Genomic DNA, 19,392 nt, shown 5'->3' with positions numbered 1-19,392 from the left:
GTCAGTGGTCTCCGGCCACCTTCAAACCGGTAGCGCCGAGGTGTGGAGCTGAAAACTCGTAAAAATCGAGGTGCCCTGTGAGTTAGGGCACGACCAGCAGAATTGCGATTTGCGCTTCGGCCAGCACGTTGTCAATGCAATGGAAGCTATACTAACAGGCACTGCGCAGACTGCGATCTTAGAAATTATACCCAATATTGAGACCAAAGCCGAGCGCCGTATTGTTTTGAAACTCCGTTAAACCGTCGTTGGCGTCTCCAAGCACGGCATATTCAATGCCGCCTGTGATTTCAACGGCGTCTATGGTGTAGCTTCCACCGATACCATAGCTGGCCAAACCGTCTGTCGGTGCAAGACGGGACGAAATACCGCCTTGGGCATCCTCGTAGGTCACGGTGCAAAAACTGAAAGATCATCGCTTACACGCCGCCCGACGCCAAGCCGATATGTGTAAACATCATTGTCCAGCCCGGTAACACGGTCACCCGTCAGGCTTTCATAGATGCTTGGTCGGACCTCCCAAACGGACCATTCACTCCAGCGGACACTACCAAACACTAATGTGTCAGCGGCCACGCCTGACTGGAAGTCGAGCGTGACAGACTGCGGCATCTCAATGTCGAAAGTCCCTTTGGCACTGTCGGCACCGATGGCTGGAAGTGTTTCGCTTGAACCGAAATCATGTGTCAGACCGCTTTCATAGGTCAGCGCGACACGAAGTGCGATTTCGGGGCGTTCATAGGTTGCTCCGATGATATAGCCAACCTGTGTATTCTGGTCGGTCTCGGCACTATAGCCCAGCGCGCCATCGGGCGACTGCACTAGTGCTATCGCAGTTTGTAGCGCGTCGGGGAGAGGGTTGATCGAAGGAAGTGGATCTGGAATCTGGCTCGCGATACCGGCACGGATCAACTGGTCGGGGATCATGATCTCGGCCTTCGACCGTACTGCGCGCAGACCGCCATAGACAGCAATTCGGGGTGCGGCCTGATACTTGACAACTGCTGCCGCTTGATTGCTTTCCCAAATTGCGGTCAATCCCTCATAAAAGCCTGTTGTGTATTCTGCGTCGGCCCCGAAAGGTTGGTTAAGAAAAACAGCGAGGTCGATCTTGTCTGTGATGCCGTATTTGAGCGCGAACCCCAGCGAAGTGTAGCTGTTAGCCATATTCTTTGTCGATCCGCCGCCAACGACATCAGGAAAATCACCGCTGACATCCGGTGTCGTCGAAGAAAAGGACAGCTGTGCATAGTTGCCGTCTTCGAACAAAACCGAATAGGCGTTTCCTGCGCGGTCAAGCCCGCCTGCTTGTGCGATGCTTGTAGTGAGTAGAAGCACAGACCCAAGCACAATGGCGTTTTTCATCTAACAGGTTCCTGACGTAACTATATCGAATAGACGTCATACGTTGCAGTGCTGGGAACCCAAAGTCATCGTGTCAAAAGATACTAAGAGTGCCGATCGGAAAGTGAATGTAGGCAATACAACAAATTTTGCGTGGCGAAATAAAGGGGGCAACCTGATGAAAAAACGCTTGCCGCGTTGCTGGCTAACATCACTGAAAGGGCGATTGCGAGGGTGACCATCCGCCGTTTGCGCACGAATTATTTCTGCAAAAGCCACAAAATGCTGCTGCCCTCAAGACCGATGAGGACGGTGGAGCGCTGCCAGCCTGCGACCTGATCCGCCAGCACTACGGCGACCACGCAACCCGCCGGTGGACAGGCTCAGCAGGCCGATGACGATGAAAATCTCGTTGAACTCTTTGAGAAGCTTAAAGGGTTCGTCACCTGCGGCAAGGTTCTCGCGCGTCGCGGCGGCTGTCGGAGAGGCCGATCAGGCCGCCGGCCCGTTTTTCGTCGATCAGACCGCTGGCGACAGCGGCGCGGATATCGTCGCCTTCCATCATCCGTCGATTCTTTCCACCGACAGGTTGCCGTTGGTCATCATCACACCGCCACCTGCCAACGCAGAGTTGCCGCCCGATCCCCTGACGGCAATGTCATGTTTGGGCGTCAGGACGTCGCCCGCGCCGGTGATCACGAAAAGGTCATTGCCGTCGCTGACGATCAGAATTGCCTCCAGTTTTTGCAGGTATTTTCGGTGCACCAGTCCTTGGCCAGATTCACGTTGGCGCGAGCGAATTGCCCTGGCGAGGCTTCGAGTTTGCTGTCCAGCCGTTCCAGCAGGGTGAAGGCATTCGCTGTGGATGCCCCAAATCCGCAGATCACATCTTGAGCAACGGGAGAAAGCCCGCAGACTTTGCGGGCGTTGCTCTTGATTGCGGTTTTGCCAAGGCTGATCTACCCGTCGCCCACGATCATGACCTTTCCGCCCTTGTGCACTCCGACGATGTTTGTGCCGCGCCAGCCGGGAAATGCATCTTCTGTCATCGATCGCTGCTTGAGGTTGTGTTCGGGAATTCCAGTGGGGGGCAAACGACCCCACGCTGCCGCAACGAAAGACGACCCTTCAGTCAGAGCCGAGGTTGTTTCACGGCAAACGTCGGTCGTCAGATAGCATCCGGCAAATCTCGTCAAACTTTTGTCCCAGCAGGAAATGGCCCGCATCATTGAAGCGGTGGATCGCGGCATTCGGCATCATGTCGGCCATGTCCTGTGCCGAGGATGCTGGACAGATCGGGTCTTGGTTGCCATGCAGGAAAAGCAACGGGACGGGGATCGAACGCAGGTCATGCGTCCAGTTGCGTTGCAGGTTCATCACCTCGTCCATCGAGGTATGGATTGCCTGATTGGCGATCAGCCGCAGCCAATCGGCCAGCTGGCCGTCGATGAATGCCGCGTCGAGCGTTGCCAGATCGGCGGGGGACTGGCGATACATGTAGGACAGGGCGCGCTGGGCCAGGCCGGGGGCGCGGGCGATAGTGTTGTAAAGCCGTGTCATGCCGCTGACGACGAAGTGATCCTGTTTGATCCGTGCCGAAACCTCGGCGAAGAGGGTCCGCTGGTCGGTCACCGGCAAGGCCTGCGGTGTTGATGCAAGAACCAGACCGGACACCCTGTCGGGATTTGCCGCCACAAAACGGGCGGCCCAGCCACAGCCGGCGCTGTCACCGATACAAAGCAGTTTATCCTCGGACAGGTAATCAAGCGCGCGGGCGAGCGAGGATATCGTGCGGGCCTGACGGATATCGGGGCTCATCGCGCTTTCGAGGCCGACGAAATGGCGAGGCATCATCAAAAGCCGCAGGTTCTGCGCCATGAGTTTGCTGTGTAGGTCACGGGTAAGAATGACAGGCGCAAGCATGCTATGAAAATAAAGCACCGGACGCCCTGATCTGGCCCCGAAATCCCAGATCGGGATCTCGGGGCTATCCGCGACGCTGATCCGGTTGATTGTGATGGTCTTGCCATAGTGCTTTTTGGCCAGGAGCGTTTCGGCATCATGGGCCGGCTGGGCGAGAAGTTCGTTCACAAGCCAGACCGTTAGATCCAGGGCCAATGTGCGCACAAGTGCTGTCTGGGAATTCAGTGCCAGCTTTTCCAATACTTTTTGGATCTGCTTGCGTTTGGTGTCATAGGTGGCACCGACGCGGGCGGCGGCGGTTTTCAGGTCAAGCCCTTCCAGCAAAAGTCCGACAAGCTGGAATTCGCTTGGCGTCAGCTTGCCGTGCGGCGCGGTGCCCACGGCGATCGAGACCAGTTGTGCGGGCGAGATATGGGCCGCAACGAATGCCGCGGATGACGGCACATCCGGCCAGCGGTCAAGGCCGTCAAACGTAAAGTACAAGCCATCATCCGCAAGAATAAAACCGCTGCCCGACTTTTGCCCTTCGGGACGGACAAGCCGAGGTGGGAACGGATGCCCCATCGGATCGGATGTGACCAATCCGTTGGCCTGATCATAAAGTCCGACCGACAGGTGACTGTGCCCGAAGGTGCGGTAAAAGAACCGCTCTTCCGCCGTATCGGCAGAGGCCTTTGTGAGGTTTTCCTCGATCGTGTCATCTGCCCATGAGGGCAGGGCCGTGCGCAACGTTCGTGCCAGACGCGGGAGCCGCTTCATATGCTTGTTCATGGGGCTCCTGAAGGGCTTTGGGTGTTCGTCATCTTCATTTCATTCTAAGTTTCAAATATTACACGAGATTTTTCTGGCACAACCCCCCTAAAGGGGGGTGAAGAAACCTTAGAAATCGCGAAACCTTGCCCTTGTGTAAGGGTCTCGGCTGACGACCTGCGCTGTTTAGGGAAATGGATGATGGTTTGTTGCGACTGAAACCCCAATTGCGATTGCTGGCGGTCCCTTTGGGCGTTGCGGGACCGACAGCTGTCATCCGGCAGGCCTGTCCGTCGCGCGCCACTGCCCTGAACTCTGCCCCACATTCCGATTGCCCCCCACTCTGAACTGGAGAGACATTTGACCTATCAGGCCCCGACCCCCCGCAAGACCATCCGTATCAACCCTGCCCTTGATCGCGGTTGCGCCCTGCCGGGTGTGTTTTTGTCGCATGATCTGCAGCCGGATGCGCTGTCAGATGCGGAGGCGGTGCGGATTCCGCAAAGGCCAGACGCGCGGCGGAAATTCCTGAAAGCCTGGGCGCGCAAGAACAGCCGCAGGATTGCGCAGGGTCTGGGGGTGATCTCGCTGATCGTGCCGATGGCCGGCATGGCGGCGGCGCAGGAGGGGCCGGTTGCGGCAGAGAGTATCGCCGGTGTGGTCGATGTCGCCTTGCAGGATGACGGCTCGGTCATCATCACCCTGGCCGACGGGCGGCAGCTTCGGATTGGGCGCGACAATATCTCGGTGGGCGATGACGGGGCGATCCTGCTGTCTGGCCCCGCTGCCGAGGCGGTGATGGTCGCTGCCGCCGAAATCTCTCCCACCGATGGCGGGGACAGTTTTGCGGCACTGGGTGCGGGCGCCGGTGGGCTGGCGCTGCTGGCTGCGGCCGCCGGTGGTGGCGGCGGTGATGGCGGTGGCGGGGGCACGACCCCTGACCCGGTGGAACTGGGCTTTGCGGTCGACGGGTATCTGTCAGGTGCCACGGTTTACGGTGATGCCAACGGCAACCGTGTGCTGGACGCAGGCGAAATCCAGACCGTCACCGGCAGCGACGGCAGCTTCAACACAGCGATTTTCCCCGACGATGTGCCGCTTGTGACCATCGGCGGCATCGATATTTCGACAGGCGAAACTTTCACCGGCACGCTGACCGCCCCTGCCGGATCGACGAATATCACCCCGCTGACAACGCTGGTGCAAAAGCTGGTCGCGGATACGGCGGGTACCGACACGCCGATCTCGGTGGCGGATGCCACGGCAAGTGTCGCATCCTCGCTGGGTCTGGAGGGGGATGCCGCCGAGCTGCTGACGGTTGACCCTGCCGCGCTTGCTGAAAGCGGTGACACAACGCAATTGCAGGCTGCCGCCAAGGTGGCTGCGGTGATCAACCTTGTCACCGCCGCGGCCCCGGGCGATCAGGCGGCAGTGGATAGCGTGCTGTCGGCACTGACCGCAGACCTGACCGACGGTGGCGAAGATCCCTTCACCTCGGCCACGGCGATCGAGGCTGCGCTGACGGCGGCGGGCGACGGCATTCAAGTAAACCCCACGGATCTTGCCAATGTGATCGCTGATGTGGCGACCGAGATTGATACGGCGGAGGATCTGGCCACGCTGGAACAGGTCCAGACCGCGGTGCAGGGGGATCTAACAGAGGCGGTCACAACCTCGGTCGGGGATACATCGGAGACTTCGGCGCTTGCGACGACAGTAGTGACCGAAACGATCGCCACCACCGTCGGTCTGCGTCCGGTGATCACCGGCTCTACCTCCCTGTCTGACCCTGTCGCCGAAGGCACCGCCATCACGATCAGCGGCACGGGGCGTGCCGGATCGACCGTTGTGGTCGAACTCGGCGAAGCGACCCGTGCGACCGCCGTGGATGAAACCGGCGCATGGAGTGTCGATTTCAGCGGTGCCAGCTATCTTGCCGCAGGCGAGGCCGAGGGAACAGTCACGGTCGTCGCAACGGCGACTGCCGATGGGGTGACATCCTCTGCAGCACTTGGCGCGCCCAGCTACCAGATCGACGCGCTGCCACCCGTCGCGCCTGCCTTCGATATTGCGGATGCGACTATTGACGCTGCGGGCATTGCGGCGGTTGAGATCAGCGGCACTGCCGAGCCGGATACGACGGTACGGCTGGAATCGACGCTTTTCGCTGCCCCGATCGAGGTATCGGTGGATGGTGAAGGCGTCTGGACGACGGGTGCGCTGGACCTGAGCGCTGCCGGAGATGACAGCTACACCATTACGGCGACATCGACGGACGCGGCAGGCAATACCTCACCCGCCGCAACGGCGGATCGGGTGGTGGATGCATCTGCACCTGCTGCGCCGGCCTTCGATATTGCGGATGCAACCATTGATGCTGCGGGCATTGCGTCGGTCGTGATCAGCGGCACTGCCGAGCCGGATACGACGGTACAGCTGGAATCGACGCTTTTCGCTGCCCCGATCGAGGTATCGGTAGATGATGAAGGCGTCTGGACAACGGCTGCGCTGGACCTGAGCGCTGCCGGAGATGACAGCTACACCATCACGGCGACATCGACGGACGCTGCAGGCAATACCTCGCCCACTGCAACGGCGGATCGGGTGGTGGATGCATCTGCCCCTGCCGCGCCTACGATTGATGTGGTCGCGGGGGACAACTTTGTCGGCCTCGCGGATGTGACGAATGACACCTACACGATCACCGGCACGACCGAGGCCGGGACGAGCGTTGAAGTGAATGTCGATGGCACCGTCGGGCAGGCGGATGTGAGCGGCACGATGTGGAGCTTTGATATCGCGGTCACGCCAGGAACGGAGTTTTCGCAGAACACGATCATTGCGGTGGCGACGGATGCGGCAGGCAATGCCTCTTCCGCCTCACCCACGGTGCAGGTGAATGTCGATCTGGATATTCCGCCAGCGCCTGCATTCGATATTGCGGATGCGACTATTGATGCTGCGGGCATTGCGGCGGTCGAGATCAGCGGCACTGCCGAGCCGAACACGACGGTGCGGCTGGAATCGACGCTTTTCGCCGCCCCGATCGAGGTGTTGGTAGATGATGAAGGCGTCTGGACAACGGCTGCGCTGGACCTGAGCGCTGCCGGAGATGACAGCTACACCATCACGGCGACATCGACGGACGCTGCAGGCAATACCTCGCCCACTGCAACGGCGGATCGCGTGGTGGATGCCTGTGCCCCTGCCGCGCCGACGATTGATGTGGTCGCGGGGGACAACTTTGTCGGCCTCGCGGAGGTGACGAATGACGCCTATACGATCACCGGCACGACCGAGGCGGGGACGAGCGTTGCGGTGAGTGTCGATGGAACGGTCGGGCAGGCCGATGTGAGCGGCACGATGTGGAGCTACGCTATCGCGGTCACGCCGGGGACGGAGTTCTCGCAGAACACGATCTTTGCGGTGGCGACGGATGCGGCGGGCAATGCCTCGCCCGCATCGGCGACGGTGCAGGTGAATGTCGATCTGGATATCCCGCCACAGCCAATCTTTGATGCGCTGGACGGGACCATTGACGCCGCAGGCATCACGTCGGTTGTGATCAGCGGCTCGGGCGAGCCGAACACCACGGTCGTTCTTGAATCCACGCTTTTTGCCAATCCGGTCGAAGTTGCTGTCGATGCCAATAGCCAGTGGACGACGGACCCGCTTGATCTGACGGATGCCACCGACGCGGTCTATACGATCACCGCGACCTCGATGGATGCGGCTGGCAATACCTCTCCCTCGGCCACGGCAGAGCGGGTGGTGGATGTTGTGCCGGACGGCACAGCAGTGATCACGGTTTTTGATGATACTACTTCAGAGGCCTATACCGTAGATACTCTTGTTGTCTATGATAACGAAGAACTGACCCTGATCGGCGATAATGGCCTAAATGAATTCCTGCCTGGCACGATCACCGGAGTGCCCGAAAACACGCAGATGACGCTGACGATCAAGGATGGTTCCGGCGCGGATTTGGCCGGTCCGTTCACGGCGCAAACGGATGCGTCGGGGAATTTCGAATTCGCGGTTGCAGACACCGTTTTCGAAGGGCTTGATCCGATGACGCAGGCGGCTGTTGTGACTGTCTCGGGTGGTGGTGCCAGCTTTGGCTTTCAGGTGATCGTGAACAGCGGCCTTGGTGATCCGGCAAGCGGGCAATTCCTTGCCGGAGGGGCGGTGATCGAACCTTTCACCGACATTGGTGTCTTCGGGGCGGAAGGCGCGACGACGCGCACGATCCTTGAGGGTCAGGAGATGACCAATGGGCAGACTGTGGTCATCGCCGAGATCATCGACACCGCCGATACCGATTCCGAGCAATATACCGCGATACTGGTCTATGACGGCGAGACGTCGGCCCCGATCCGGTCTTTTGCCTTTGATGGCGGGGCGGGAGCTGATGTCACCGCGCGGACCACAAAGATCGATGTCCGTGCCGACGGTCTTGTCCTCACCCAGCTTAACGTTGTTGATGACGGCAACGGGAACCTGTCACAGGGCGATCCGTTGTTTACCGTTTATAATATTCCGGCAGCCTCGGTCGCGGCGGCTATTCCGGACGGGTCGGGCACGGAGGTGAATATCAACACCGGCGCTGCCGGCGTGACCAGCACGCCGATAACCTTGGCCGATTTCGGCGGCGTCTTGCCGGAGGGCGAGTTTTACGACCTCGATTTCCTGGCCGATGCGCCTGGTAATCCCGTGTTCATCGCGGTGCGGGATACGATCGCCGAGGGCAACTCGGTGACGGCGGCGGTGATCGGGACGATCGATACGGCCAATGGCGAGGTGACGACGCGCGAGATCGCAACAACGGATGTCGCCCCTTTCGGTGATTATGACCGCGCGGCGGTTTTTGACCTGATCGAGACGGATATCGACGGCAATTATGTCAGCCTGACGCTTTCGGCAGCTGATGAGGGGGACGGCTTTACCCGCACCCAGACATACGATTTCGCAACTGAGAAATTCACTGGAGGCACGCTCGGGATCGATAACAATCGCGATCTGATGGTCGCGACGGAATTCCGGGAGGTTCTTGACGGAGGCGACCAGAATATCGGCACGGATGACGATGTGATCATCGTCGGCAACCAGACGGCGGATGCGGGTATTGTGCAGCTCAATGTGACCGGCGGGGTGGCGACGTTGGCCATTTCAACACAGGCATTGTTGTCGTTCTTCGATGGCGTGCCTGATGTTGGCACCGAGCCGATTTTGGTACAGTTCGATCTTTTCGTCGCAGGGAGTGTGGCACCCGATCTGGGCACCTTGACGGGTGGCACCTATACGGCGGCAGATCCCGCAGGGGCGCTATCGGCATATTCAACAGGGATCGAGACAACGCGGATCACGCTGGATATCGATCTGCAAGGGTTGCGCGCACTTGCAACACCACCCGAGACGCTTGACCTTGCCAGTGTTGATGTCGGCGGGACGGATGGGTCGACGTTCTACGGGCTTGGGGTCGGCTTTGTCGAAGGTGTCGACCCTGTCTTTGACGGGTTCGAGCGGGTCGGCGGCGTAGAGGACTTTGGGCGTAAGACCGTCGTCCTTGAAAACAGTCAGGGGCGCGGCGGTTTCGATATCGTGAGCGGGTTCGATTCATCCAATGACGATGCGTCGAAACAGGACTTGCTGGTCATCGAGGCGGATTTCGGGAATTTCCGTGGTGACGGGATCGCCACTGTCGGTGAGAGCCCTGTGACCTTGGGCAGCGACACGGGGATCGTCATCTTCGAAGGCGTGACCGAGGATGATGACCTTGCCGTCATCGCAAGGGCCGATGCTGCAAACCTTGGGCTGGCGCAGGATGAATCGATCATCGTTGTGACGGCGAATGAGGATGAGGCGGCGCTTTGGACGTTAACGTTCGATGGGACGGACTATCAATCGGACAGCTTTGGCAGGCTGACGGGAGTCACGTCGGATGATCTGGCATCCTTCACCGATGACGGGTTCACCAATATCGCGCTGCAGTTGCCGCTGGTCTGATGTCATCAGGGGCCGGTCGCTTTGAACGACCGGCCCCGATCAAAGCGCCCCATGTCACAGGTCAAACCCCTTTCTTTTGCCGATCACGGTGCCTTGTGCTGGCACCCTTCGACTGTGCCTGTCTTTCAGCGCGGGCAGGGGCATGTTCCCGTCGCCCTTGACGAGATCGCGGCACTTGCGCTGCAAGTGCCGCTGATGGTGCGGGCCAGTGGCGATCTGGCCGAGCCTGCAATCCCCGTGCGCGCCCTTGAGCAGGCCTTGCCTGCGTTCTTCGGTCAGGGAGGCCGGTGGTCGACGGCGGTGATCCCTTGGGCCTTGCGACATGGTCCGTTTCAGATCGCCCCTTCGCCGCTCGGCGACCTAGTGCTAGTGGATGCGGGCCAGCTTGTGCCGGTCGCTGATCAGGGGGTTGGTGCCCAGCCCATGTTTTTGGACGACGGGACGCTTGCGCCAGTGACAGAACACCGCCTGATCCGGCTGCGGGCGTGGCGGGAAAGCCGGATCGCGGCACGAAAGGCGGCGACCGCACTGCAACAGGCCGGATGTCTGGTGCCGTGGCAAGACAGTGCCGAATGGCGGATCGTGGATGCAGCGGCGCTTGCCGCGCTGTCAGAAGCTGTTGTGGGTAAGCTGCATCGGGCGGGTGCGGTCGGTCTGGCCCATGTGATGCAGGTCTCGCGGGGGCATCTTGACCTGCATCGCGCATCACCGCTGCCTGCTGCTGCGGAGACACCGCCAGAGGATGCGTTTCTGCAGGCTTTGCGCGGGGGGTTCTTGTGAAATTGGGGTTGGTTCATCTGTGTGTCCCGCTGTTTTTGGCCGCGTGTTCGGCGCCGCTGGTGGATGCGCCGGCAGAAGAGATTCCGGCGGTCGCGGTTGTCGTGGTGGCAGAAACTGATCTGACCGCAGGTGCCGCGCCGGTCCATGCGCAAACCCCGCTTGGGGTCGCGTTGCAGAGGGCCATTACCGAGGGTCCGTCTTTGGCCGCCGCGCGTGCGAGAGAAGCGGTCTCGGTCGCTGCGGTGACCGAAGCCGAGGGCGCATGGCGCCCCAGTATCAGCGCGGGGATCGACGCAGGCGTCAGCACGGCAAGTGACCCAAGCCTTGTGCCGATCTTGCGCCTGAGCCAGCAGATTTTCGACGGGGGCGTGTCCGAGAAAGAGGCTGCTGCGGCGCGGGTCCGCGTCGCGCAAGCGCAGGCAGAAACCCGTTCGCAACTGGCCCGACGGGCGCTGGCGGCGATCCGTGCGTGGGAAGAGTTGTATCTGGCGCAGGGTTTGTTGACGATTGCGGCAGAGGCAGACGCGCGGAACCAAAGATTTGCCGATCAGATCGCATTGCGCCTGCGTGCGGGCGTCGGGCGCAATGCCGATATGCTGCGTGTCGCATCACGCCGCGCCGAGGCAGCGGCTCTGCTTGCCTCGGCGCAAGGGCGGGTGCGTGCCGCAGAGACCCGCATTATAGAGTTGTTCGATGTGCCCCTTGACCCCGCGCCTCTGCCACTTGCACCTCCACCCGTCGCGGGGATCGACCGCAATCCGGCCCTGATCGCCCTCGAGGCGCAGGAACGCGCCGCACGGCGCGCGCGTGACGCCGTGATGGCGTCGCGGATGCCGAGCGTCTTTCTGGATGTGACTGCGCGGGCCCCGCAAAACAGCGATGCCTCGGTCGGGGCAGGGCTGCGCCTTGGCTATGACTTTGGCTCGGACGGGCAGCGCAGCGCGGCCCTTGCCTCGGCTGAGGCGCAGGTCGCGCAGGCGGTTGCGGATCGTGAACTGATGGCCCGCGACCTGACCCGTGCTCTGGCGGATGCACAGGACCGGTCCGCGACATTGGCCGCCGAACTGGGGGCTGCACGCAATGCGGCCGAAACATCCGCTGCAGCGCTTGCCGATGCCGAGGCGCAGTTTGCGGGCGGGCGAGTGGATATCCTCGACCTGCTGGAACTGGGGAGCGATGTTGAAAGGACCGCAGCGCGGGCGCAAGAACTGGCGTCCGATGCGCGGATCGCGGGGTATGTGGTGCTCTATCTGACGGGCGAATTGCTGGAGGTTTTCGGCATCTGTGCAGAAGGGTGTCCGGCATGAAGGCTGCAAGCCCGCTTTCTCAGGCCACGGCAAGTCTGATACCAGATGCGGATCAACCTGCGCCAGCCGCCACAGCGCGCACAGCCACGGCGGCGCAGCGGGCAGTCGCGAAATGCCTGTCGCATGCGGCATTGGTCCACGGCAGGCCGATTTCCAGCGCCTTGATGGAAGACGCCCTGCGCCCCGACGAAGAGGGCGGGTGGCTGAAGTCGCCGATCCGCGCGGCGCAGGCCGCGGGCTATGAGATCGGGTTCGGTGACGTCAAACCGGATGATCTGGATGCGACCCTGCTGCCAGCAGTGTTGCTGACGCAGACAGGGGCCGTAGTGGTCGAGGGGCGCGACAAGGGCGGCTGGCAGGTCTACGACCCGCGCCTTGGCGCGGAAGCGACGGTCATCGACGCCGCGCGACTGGCGCAAATTCTGACAGGTCAGGGAATCCTGTTGCGGCCCCGTGCACTGGGCGAGGATGGCATCACGACGACCAGCCATTGGTTTCGCGGTGCACTTGCCCAGAACCGGTGGAGCTATGTTCAGGTGATCATCGCCGCTGCGGTGGCGAATATTCTGGGGCTGACCACATCGCTGTTCGTGATGGTGGTCTATGACCGGATTTTGCCCAATCAGGCCATCGAAAGCCTGATTGCGCTGACGATTGGGGTCGGGATCGCGCTGCTGTTCGATTTTCTGATCCGCACGCTGCGGGCGGGTTTTATCGACCGTGCGGGGCAGCGGGCCGATCTGGTGATGGGGAGGGCCATCTTCGAGCGGCTGATGTCACTGCAGCTTGCGGCGCGGGTGGGCTCGACAGGGTCTATCGCGTCGAGTTTGCGCGAATTCGATACGCTGCGCGATTTCTTCGCTTCGGCCTCGCTTGTGGCGATTGTCGATCTGCCCTTTATCTTGCTGTTCGTTGGCGTGATTTCCCTGATCGGTGGGCCATTGGCCATTGTCCCGATGCTGGCGGTGCCGATTGTGCTAGTGGTGGCGCTTGCCGCGCAGCCGATCTTGACGCGGCTGGCAGAAAGCAGTTTCAAGGACGGGCAATCCAAGCAAAGCGTGCTGTTCGAGGCGATTTCCGGTCTGGAAACCATCAAGGCCGCCCATGCCGAGACACGTATGAAGGCACGCTGGGAAAAGGCGCTGACGACGCAGGCAAGCCATGGGGTGAAATCGCGCGCTGTCAGCCAGTTTGCCCTGAATGCGACGGCTTTTGTGCAGCAGACAGCGCAGATCGTGATCGTATTCTATGGTGTTTTGTTGATCACCGAGGGGGTGATCTCGATGGGTGCGCTGATTGCCTGTGTCATCCTGACGGGGCGGGCGCTGACGCCGCTGGCGCAAGTGGCGCAAACGCTGATGCGAATCAGCCAGGCGCGCACAGCCTATCGCGCTATCGACACGCTGATGCGGGCCGATAGCGAGCGCGAGACCGGTCGCCACTACCTCAGCCGTGACCGGTTGCAGGGGCAGGTCAGCTTCCGCAATGTCAGCTTCGGCTATCCCAACAGCGACAGGACATCGCTACAGGATGTGTCGCTTGATATCGCGGCGGGCGAGCGTGTGGCCATCCTTGGTCCGATCGGGTCGGGCAAGAGCACGCTTGCGCGGCTGGCCATCGGGTTATACCGCCCGCAGTCCGGTGCCGTGCTCCTTGACGGGGTGGATATCCGCCAGATCGATCCGGGCGATCTACGGCGCAATGTCGGGTCGGTCTTGCAGGATAGCTGGCTGTTCTCGGGCAGTCTGCGCGAGAATATCGCCATCGGTGCCCCGCGTGCCAGCGATGCCGAGATCCTGCGCGCTGCGCAGATTGCCGGTGTCGACAGTTTCGTCGCGCATCTGCCTCAGGGATATGATTTTGTCGTGGGCGAGCGTGGCGAGGGTCTTTCGGGTGGGCAACGTCAGGCGGTCGCATTGGCCCGCGCGCTGTTGAACGAACCTCCCGTGCTGCTTCTGGACGAGCCGACATCGGCCATGGATACGATGACCGAGACCGGCCTGATCTCGCGGTTGACCCCTGTTGTCGCGGGGCGCACCCTTTTGGTGGTGACGCATCGGCCTAGCCTGTTGCGGTTGGTGGACCGCGTAATCGTCGTGCAGGAGGGCAGGATCACCGCCGACGGGCCGCGCGACGACGTCTTGGGCACGCAATGGCAAAAGGCGACCTGATGGACCCCTATATCAAGGACGCACAGACATTCGCGCAAGAGGTGAAGGGCCGCAACCCGATCCGCGCCTCGCTGCTTTTGCTGGCGATCATCGCCTTTCTGGGGATTGCCGCGTTCTGGGCTGCGCAGACCGAGATCGACACTGTCACCCGCACCGACGGTCGTGTCGTGCCATCGGGTGAGGTGCAGATCGTGCAACCTGGTGAACCGGGCGTGATCACCGATATTCACGTCAGCGACGGTGATCTTGTTATGGCGGGCGATCCGCTTGTCACGCTTGACGCCACGCAGGTCGCTGGGGAGCTGGCGCGGCTGCAGATGCGTGCGCAGGCGCTGCAGCTTCGGATTGCGCGGCTGTCGGCTGAGATTGCGCAGGAGGATTTTGTCCTGACACCGGCCATCGACCACCTTCCCCCTGTACGGTTCGCAGCGGAAATAGCGCTGTATCTGGCGCGGAAAACCGCGCTTGGCCAAGAGATCGGCGTCTTGCAGTTGCAGATCGACCAGCGCCGCCAAGAGGTGCGCGAGGCCGAAATACGGGTCGCCACCGCCGAGACGGCGCTCGGGCTGGTCGAAGAAGAGGTCAGCCTTATCGCGCCGCTGGTCGCGGCCAATGTCGAGCCGCGCACCCGCCTGATCGGGCTGCAAGGGCGCAGGACCGACGCCTTCGGGCGCCTGTCCGAGGCGAAATCGGCGGTCTTGCGGGCAGAGCTGGCCTTGGCCGAGTTGGATAACCGGATTACTTCGACCCTGTCGGCCTTCATCGCCGCGGCTGTGGAGGCACGTGTGACGGCAGAAGCGGAACTGGCAGAGCTTGAGGCAGTCTTGCCTTCAGTCGAAAAGCGGCTGACCCGAGCCGTGCTGGTTGCGCCCACGCGCGGGATCGTCAATCGGGTGCTGGCAACGACACGCGGCAGCCTTGCAAGGGCGGGGGAACCCCTCGTCGAGATTGTGCCGATCGATGATGACCTGCTGGTCGAGGCCTATCTGACACCGGCCGATGTCGCATTCGTGCGCGCGGGTCAAGATGTGCGGATCAACATCACCGCTTATGATCCGTCGCGCTATGGCGGGATCGACGGGCGAATCTTACGCGTGGGCGCGGATGCGGTCACCCGCCCCGACCGCGACGAACAGGCATTCATCGTCGAGATCGCAACCCTGACAAGGCTGACCGACGCTGCGGGCGATGCGGTCGAAATCCTCCCTGGCATGGTGGCACAGGTCGATATCCTGTCAGGCAAGCGTACCGTTCTCGACTACCTGATCGCGCCAGTGGTGCGGGTCAAGGAGACCGCATTCAGAGAATAAGAGATACTCTATGCGGTGCGGCAGCGTCGGTTGGGTATTTGGTGAGAGAGTAGAAACACAGGGCTGCCACAAAACACAGCCATGCGACGCTGAACAACATGGCATAGATCTGTCGTGGCTGGAAATGGGAGGGGCCAATTTTGGTACGAACCGGTTTTTGCCGCAGAGGTCCTCATGCCGGTGATAGTGGGTTCAGCCGTTGAGGATTTTGTGGCTCATTTTCTTGCGCTGGATCGACAGCAAGCGTTCCTGCGCCTGATACACCGTCAGTGCGGTGCGGGCCTTCAGATAGGAGGTGCTGTCGCCGGGGCCAGAGGCGGTGCTGCTACCGATCGTACCGCCATCACCACCAGCGCCAACGCCTCCAACACCACCACGCGACCGCATCTGTTGATCTGGATCCGTCATGGCGCCGCGGCGTGCATCAGACGCCACCGCATCAATCGACCCATCGGCAAACAGCACCAGGCGACCATTCTTGCGGGCCTTCTGCACGGCTCCGCGCGACAGACCTGACCGTTCTGCATAGGCGCGTTCGGATAGACCTTCCATGGCGCTTTGCATGTCCTCAACATATTGTAAATAAACGGGAAAGCCGATCTATTTGAGTTGATTATACTGCCCGTCAGAGCGATTCTCAGTGCAAGCAAACACGCCTGAACGGAGACAAATCAATGACCCTCGCAGAACGTTACAACGCCCAAGCCCAACGCCTGCTCCCACATATGGCAGATAGCCTGGCGGTTGACCCCACGATCACCTGCGCCGGCGAGATCGACGATATCGTGTTTCGTCGCAGCGAGTATCTCGGCGGGATGGCGATCGCCATTCTCGCCCTGATCGAACAGCAGGATTGAGGAGCACACCATGACAATGGCAACCACAACCATCCGCATCGACTATGCAATGCTGCCCGACCACTTCGACCGCAGTCGCCCCAACGCCGTCGCCGAAGCCATCGAGACTACGCTGCGGGAGGACGGCATCAAGGCCGAAGCCTCGGACATCTTCTCGCACATCAAGATCGAACTGCCGACCAGCCAGCTGGCCGCCGCCAGCACCGTGCTGGCTGAGCTGCAGCTGATTTGAAGGAGGACCTGCCCATGACCACACACGCCATTCTGCCCAGCCGCAACGAAGACTACGGCTTTTTCCAAACCCTGACAAACTGCCCGCAGCGCGAGCGGCGTAGCGCAGAGGTCTGGACGCTGGCTTCCACCCTTATCGCCACAGCCATCGGCGCCGACAGCGAAGACGAGATGATCGGCATCCGCGACTTTCTTGACAGTCGAATGGGTCGCCACTTTGCCGACGATGTGGTGGGCAACATGACGGGCTGCAACATCGACAGCGAGGCGGCCATCAGATCAGCAATCTGCCGCTGGCAGGGCTGGCGCATCAGCCGCAGCACCGCGCGTGAAGAAGGCATCCCGGCAGGCCTTCCCTACCTGACGGGGTGGGTGCAGCACTTTGCCGTCACGGCTGCGATGGAAGACGCAGACTGAGGCCTGCACGGCTCATGCATAAGACCGCCCGCGCTCGCGTGGGCCAATGCCGGTAGAAGGGCACGCATCCTGCGCTGCCCGTTTGACCGGAGGCCATGATGTCCAATCTAACGAAAACCCAAAGCCTGATCCTGACCACGGGCGCCCAGCGCGCAGACAACATCGCCATGCCGCTGCCCGAAGGGCTGCATGGTGCCGCCGCCAAGAAGGTCGTGACCATGATGATCGACTGCGGCTGGCTTGAAGAGGTCGATGCCAACACCCGCAAAGGCGAACCGCTCTGGCGCGAAACCGGTGATGGTCACGGCACCACGCTGGTCGTCACCGACGCAGGGCTGCTGGCGGTCGGGACCGAACCGGTCGTTGTCAAAACCATGGCTGCGGTTCGCGAGCATGCAGCCGCAGCAGTCATACCGAAGACACCGTCCCTGCGAACGGGCACCAAACAGGCGCAGATCATCAATCTGCTGCAGCGGCCGGAGGGGGCCTCGATCGCCGAGATCGTCGCGATGACGGGGTGGTTACCGCATAGTATTCGAGGCTTGATCTCTGGAGGTCTGAAGAAAAAACTGGGCCTGCCAGTTACCTCGGCAAAAGTTGAGAATAGAGGGACCGTCTACCGGATCGCTTGATCTGCGAGGGACTATCCGATGACTAGCGGAAACGAAGAATCAACGAACCTATTGAAAAACTGATCAAAATTGTCAGACGACGCCGTGGTGTCTATTTCAACGCATGCTGCGATCGGAACGAATGGCAGAAATGCGCAGGAATCTTTCTCGCCGCGCAGTAGCCAGAAAACCAGCCATTCAAGTAAACTACAGGATAGATTTTATGGCTAAGGGGCAAGTTGCAGACGTCGTCGTCGGTCATCATTTTAATGGCAACAACAGGAATTGTTTTTCAAGTGGCCGCTTCAAAGGAACCGCTTTGCTTTCATTACGGCAGGTCTACCCATAAAGACCAATTACTGTGCAGCTACCGAAACCGTGTTTGTGTCTGCCTCACCGAACCCCTTAGGCACAGGTAAATCGGGCAAGCTTGCTGCACGCTTCTGCAACTCGCGCCCGATGACAACGCGGCTGATTTCTGTGGTGCCGTCAACGATCCGCAGCATTTGCGCGAGGCGGGACAACCGGTCTAGCCCATATGGCTGCAACAGGCCCATTCCACCCAATACCTGCGTGCATGTATTGGCTGCCTTCACAGCAGCATCCGGCACAAACCGTTTGGCATGCGCAGCCATCAAGGGACCCTCAGGCGTGCCAAGAGCCTCGGCGGCTTTGCGGTACAGCAGTTTGGAGACTTCTAGGTCGGTCGCCACTTCACCCAACATCCACTGAATTCCGTCCAGATGGAGGTTCTTTCCGCCAAACATCTTGCGATTTTTAGAATATGACAACGCCGTATCAAGGGCGGCTTGCATCAAGCCGCAGCAGCCCGACGCGATAGACACCCGAGCAATGTCGATAGCCATAAGGGACCCCTGCAATCCCTGACCGATGGGCAGGATGATATTGTCCTCACTGACAACAACTTTATCGAGGTACATCTCTGACATCGGCAGGAAGTTATAGGACGGGGTGTCATACATCGGGCCAAAACTGATGCCTTCTGCGTCAGCAGGAATAGCTATCATTGCCATGTCTTTATGGCCCGGCGCATCGCTGGTCTTGACGACCGTGAAGTAGATATCGGCCTCCGTCGCCAAGCTAACCCAAGCCTTTGAGCCACTGATCGTCCATGTGCCGTCACCATTAATGGTGGCGCGGGTGTACATGTTCGTTGCGTCAGAGCCTGATTGTGGTTCGGTCAAAGCGAAGTTAGCCAACTTGCGGCCCGAGGTAAGGTCGCTTGACCATTTGCCCTTAAACGCGTCGGTACCATATCCACAGCCGGCAAAAGTGCAAATGTTGTGCATGGATAGTGCAAACGCATAGGCGCCGTCGCCAAGGCCCAGTTGTTCATAGACCTGAATGCCCTCAGACAATGGTAAGCCTTGGCCACCAAATTCCTCTGGCGCGTAGAGCCCCGTCAAACCAGCCGCACCCGCTTTGTCAGATGCATCACGCGGCCACTTTTTTGCAGCGTTCCATGCGTCGATATTTGGTGAAATGACGTCTTGCGCATGCGCGCGTGCAGCTTCAAGGATGGCGGCAATTTTCTCTGACATAGGATATTCCCTCCGATAGGCTGCACTGTCGTAACTCGCCAAAGCCGAAGATGCGGCTGACGGAGATGATTTGCAGTCTATCTCATGCTAAAATGGCTTATTGAGGCCAGAGTGCCGCAAGAA

General features: G+C 60.5%; 14 protein-coding genes and 2 pseudogenes. 9 read left to right on the top strand and 7 right to left on the bottom strand.

What is annotated here, in order from left to right; translation table 11 throughout:
* Nucleotides 1-178: 178 nt before the first annotated feature.
* The 5 genes and pseudogenes from ACEN2R_RS18730 to ACEN2R_RS18710 form a co-directional block, all read right to left on the bottom strand.
* Entirely contained in the window at nucleotides 179-394 is a 216-nt protein-coding gene (locus ACEN2R_RS18730) for a hypothetical protein (protein ID WP_442044211.1), read from the bottom strand.
* On the bottom strand, nucleotides 391-1,365 hold the full coding sequence (locus tag ACEN2R_RS18725; protein WP_442044210.1) for an outer membrane protein transport protein: 975 nt from the start codon (nucleotides 1,363-1,365) through the stop codon (nucleotides 391-393). The genes ACEN2R_RS18730 and ACEN2R_RS18725 overlap by 4 nt, the downstream gene beginning before the upstream one ends.
* A 421-nt stretch (nucleotides 1,366-1,786) precedes the next feature.
* The gene (locus tag ACEN2R_RS18720) at nucleotides 1,787-1,909 is read right to left on the bottom strand and encodes a hypothetical protein (RefSeq protein WP_442044209.1); all 123 of its coding nucleotides are present in this window, start codon (nucleotides 1,907-1,909) and stop codon (nucleotides 1,787-1,789) included.
* Nucleotides 1,906-2,393: pseudogene (hslV, locus tag ACEN2R_RS18715) on the bottom strand (ATP-dependent protease subunit HslV). The gene ACEN2R_RS18720 and the pseudogene hslV overlap by 4 nt, the downstream one beginning before the upstream one ends.
* A 100-nt stretch (nucleotides 2,394-2,493) precedes the next feature.
* Nucleotides 2,494-4,038 carry an alpha/beta fold hydrolase gene (locus ACEN2R_RS18710; protein ID WP_442044208.1) on the bottom strand — a complete coding sequence of 515 codons (1,545 nt, stop codon included), beginning with the start codon at nucleotides 4,036-4,038 and terminating at the stop codon, nucleotides 2,494-2,496.
* 339 nt (nucleotides 4,039-4,377) lie between these two features.
* Between ACEN2R_RS18710 and ACEN2R_RS18705 the strand changes: the two genes are divergently transcribed.
* Genes ACEN2R_RS18705 through ACEN2R_RS18685 form a run of 5 tightly spaced genes read left to right on the top strand, consistent with a single transcriptional unit; the run spans nucleotide 4,378 to nucleotide 15,591 of the window.
* A complete protein-coding gene (locus ACEN2R_RS18705) occupies nucleotides 4,378-10,023 on the top strand; it encodes a beta strand repeat-containing protein (RefSeq protein ID WP_442044207.1) in 5,646 nt (1,881 codons plus the stop codon).
* A 51-nt stretch (nucleotides 10,024-10,074) separates the two neighbouring features.
* Nucleotides 10,075-10,803 (top strand): SapC family protein, encoded by a 729-nt coding sequence (locus tag ACEN2R_RS18700; protein WP_442044206.1) that lies wholly within the window; start codon nucleotides 10,075-10,077, stop codon nucleotides 10,801-10,803.
* Nucleotides 10,800-12,110: a TolC family protein gene (locus ACEN2R_RS18695; RefSeq protein WP_442044205.1), complete on the top strand. Its 1,311-nt coding sequence runs from the start codon at nucleotides 10,800-10,802 to the stop codon at nucleotides 12,108-12,110. Before ACEN2R_RS18700 ends, ACEN2R_RS18695 begins: the two co-directional genes overlap by 4 nt.
* Complete coding sequence (locus ACEN2R_RS18690) at nucleotides 12,107-14,281, top strand: type I secretion system permease/ATPase (RefSeq protein WP_442044204.1); 2,175 nt, start codon at nucleotides 12,107-12,109, stop codon at nucleotides 14,279-14,281. Before ACEN2R_RS18695 ends, ACEN2R_RS18690 begins: the two co-directional genes overlap by 4 nt.
* Nucleotides 14,281-15,591, top strand: a complete 1,311-nt coding sequence (locus ACEN2R_RS18685) for an HlyD family type I secretion periplasmic adaptor subunit (RefSeq protein ID WP_442044203.1) — start codon at nucleotides 14,281-14,283, stop codon at nucleotides 15,589-15,591. Before ACEN2R_RS18690 ends, ACEN2R_RS18685 begins: the two co-directional genes overlap by 1 nt.
* Nucleotides 15,592-15,810: 219 nt before the next feature.
* Here ACEN2R_RS18685 and ACEN2R_RS18680 read toward each other — a convergent pair.
* Nucleotides 15,811-16,143: pseudogene (locus tag ACEN2R_RS18680) on the bottom strand (hypothetical protein); the annotation flags it as partial.
* A gap of 122 nt (nucleotides 16,144-16,265) precedes the next feature.
* On the opposite strand from ACEN2R_RS18680, the gene ACEN2R_RS18675 reads away from it, so the two are divergent.
* The 4 genes from ACEN2R_RS18675 to ACEN2R_RS18660 all read left to right on the top strand — a co-directional run bounded on the left by ACEN2R_RS18675 (nucleotide 16,266) and on the right by ACEN2R_RS18660 (nucleotide 17,728).
* Nucleotides 16,266-16,448, top strand: a complete 183-nt coding sequence (locus tag ACEN2R_RS18675) for a hypothetical protein (RefSeq protein ID WP_442044202.1) — start codon at nucleotides 16,266-16,268, stop codon at nucleotides 16,446-16,448.
* Nucleotides 16,449-16,458: 10 nt separating this feature from the next.
* Nucleotides 16,459-16,680 carry a hypothetical protein gene (locus ACEN2R_RS18670; RefSeq protein ID WP_442044201.1) on the top strand — a complete coding sequence of 74 codons (222 nt, stop codon included), beginning with the start codon at nucleotides 16,459-16,461 and terminating at the stop codon, nucleotides 16,678-16,680.
* A gap of 14 nt (nucleotides 16,681-16,694) precedes the next feature.
* Complete coding sequence (locus tag ACEN2R_RS18665; protein ID WP_442044200.1) at nucleotides 16,695-17,096, top strand: hypothetical protein; 402 nt, start codon at nucleotides 16,695-16,697, stop codon at nucleotides 17,094-17,096.
* Nucleotides 17,097-17,194: 98 nt separating this feature from the next.
* Nucleotides 17,195-17,728: a DUF3489 domain-containing protein gene (locus ACEN2R_RS18660; RefSeq protein WP_442044199.1), complete on the top strand. Its 534-nt coding sequence runs from the start codon at nucleotides 17,195-17,197 to the stop codon at nucleotides 17,726-17,728.
* Between the two features lie 335 nt (nucleotides 17,729-18,063).
* Here ACEN2R_RS18660 and ACEN2R_RS18655 read toward each other — a convergent pair whose 3' ends face one another.
* Nucleotides 18,064-19,269: an acyl-CoA dehydrogenase family protein gene (locus ACEN2R_RS18655; RefSeq protein ID WP_442044198.1), complete on the bottom strand. Its 1,206-nt coding sequence runs from the start codon at nucleotides 19,267-19,269 to the stop codon at nucleotides 18,064-18,066.
* Between the last annotated feature and the right edge of the window lie 123 nt (nucleotides 19,270-19,392).

It is taken from the genome of Pseudogemmobacter sp. W21_MBD1_M6, assembly GCF_052119585.1.
Taxonomy (GTDB): Bacteria; Pseudomonadota; Alphaproteobacteria; order Rhodobacterales; family Rhodobacteraceae; genus JBGQOJ01.
This window is presented reverse-complemented; position numbering and strand designations above follow the sequence as displayed.

Bases quoted from the DNA above. Each gene is read 5' to 3' on its own strand.
- ACEN2R_RS18725 (WP_442044210.1), bottom strand. From the start codon at position 1,365: ATGAAAAACGCCATTGTGCTTGGGTCTGTGCTTCTACTCACTACAAGC.
- ACEN2R_RS18720 (WP_442044209.1), bottom strand. From the start codon at position 1,909: ATGATGGAAGGCGACGATATCCGCGCCGCTGTCGCCAGCGGTCTGATC.
- ACEN2R_RS18710 (WP_442044208.1), bottom strand. From the start codon at position 4,038: ATGAACAAGCATATGAAGCGGCTCCCGCGTCTGGCACGAACGTTGCGC.
- ACEN2R_RS18700 (WP_442044206.1), top strand. From the start codon at position 10,075: ATGTCACAGGTCAAACCCCTTTCTTTTGCCGATCACGGTGCCTTGTGC.
- ACEN2R_RS18690 (WP_442044204.1), top strand. From the start codon at position 12,107: ATGAAGGCTGCAAGCCCGCTTTCTCAGGCCACGGCAAGTCTGATACCA.
- ACEN2R_RS18685 (WP_442044203.1), top strand. From the start codon at position 14,281: ATGGACCCCTATATCAAGGACGCACAGACATTCGCGCAAGAGGTGAAG.
- ACEN2R_RS18675 (WP_442044202.1), top strand. From the start codon at position 16,266: ATGACCCTCGCAGAACGTTACAACGCCCAAGCCCAACGCCTGCTCCCA.
- ACEN2R_RS18670 (WP_442044201.1), top strand. From the start codon at position 16,459: ATGACAATGGCAACCACAACCATCCGCATCGACTATGCAATGCTGCCC.
- ACEN2R_RS18665 (WP_442044200.1), top strand. From the start codon at position 16,695: ATGACCACACACGCCATTCTGCCCAGCCGCAACGAAGACTACGGCTTT.
- ACEN2R_RS18660 (WP_442044199.1), top strand. From the start codon at position 17,195: ATGTCCAATCTAACGAAAACCCAAAGCCTGATCCTGACCACGGGCGCC.
- ACEN2R_RS18655 (WP_442044198.1), bottom strand. From the start codon at position 19,269: ATGTCAGAGAAAATTGCCGCCATCCTTGAAGCTGCACGCGCGCATGCG.